Source organism: Maribellus luteus (assembly GCF_003576475.1).
In the GTDB taxonomy this organism is placed as follows: domain Bacteria; phylum Bacteroidota; class Bacteroidia; order Bacteroidales; family Prolixibacteraceae; genus Draconibacterium; species Draconibacterium luteum.
The window spans coordinates 1-752 of the sequence record NZ_QWGR01000076.1 but is presented as its reverse complement, the minus strand read 5'-3'; the positions used below and the strand labels follow the sequence as shown (position 1 = coordinate 752).

Sequence of the window (752 nt, the reverse complement as noted above, 5' to 3'; positions counted from 1 at the left end):
GTCGGCGGCGTGCTGACCTACGTCTCCTTGCTCAGGGTCGGCATGGACTGGCCCAAGTGGCTGCGCTTCGGCCTCGTGATCGTTGGTGGCGGTGGGCTTGCCTACGTGCTGGCCAAGTTTGCCGATCTCCTCTGGAACATCATCCTGACCCTCGTGCTGCTGGCCGTGCTGTGGGGCATCGGTTCATGGCTCTGGAAGGCCGTATAGGGCCACCACGCAGCATAAAAAGAGCGGCCCCACCGGGGCCGCTTTAACTTCGCCGGGCGAAGCCCGTCCAGGGAGGTAAGACGGGGGCCAAAAAAGGGAGGAATGGCCGAAGCCGATTATCCATGCAACACACTGGGGTGTTGCATCTGGAAACCACCCGGCCACGGATGCCTTGGCCCTGTCAGAACTGCGGCATCTTGCCCGGCGTGCAGTTGTAGAGGATGGCCAGCACCGGAGCCACGATGGTGACAGCGGGCACCTGCATGTCGTCGCTGTCGGCCTTGGTGCGCAGGTAGGCCACCACGCGATCCGTCACCTGCTGCGAGTTCGTGCCCTCCGGGACGCACACCTTCACCTTGGCGAGCTGGTCGTTTTGCATCATGGCCGCCACGCCCGTGATGAAGCCTTCGCACTGTCCCAGTTCCGCGCTGCGGCTCGACGTGCAGAGGTTGTAGAGCCCCTGCGTTTTCATGAAGGCCAAGACCCTGCCGGGTTTGGTGGGTTCGGCTGCGTTGGTCGCCATCGCCGACAGCAGTAGGCCAAAG

2 protein-coding genes are annotated in these 752 nt (G+C 63.4%); one reads left to right on the top strand and one right to left on the bottom strand.

What is annotated here, in order from left to right; genetic code table 11:
- A partial coding sequence (locus D1614_RS25815) for a hypothetical protein (protein ID WP_206610143.1) occupies nt 1-207 on the top strand: 207 nt, incomplete at its 5' end.
- A gap of 181 nt (nt 208-388) precedes the next feature.
- Here D1614_RS25815 and D1614_RS25810 read toward each other — a convergent pair.
- Nucleotides 389-752 (bottom strand): Rap1a/Tai family immunity protein (locus tag D1614_RS25810; RefSeq protein WP_119440478.1); only part of this gene is annotated, 364 nt, incomplete at its 5' end.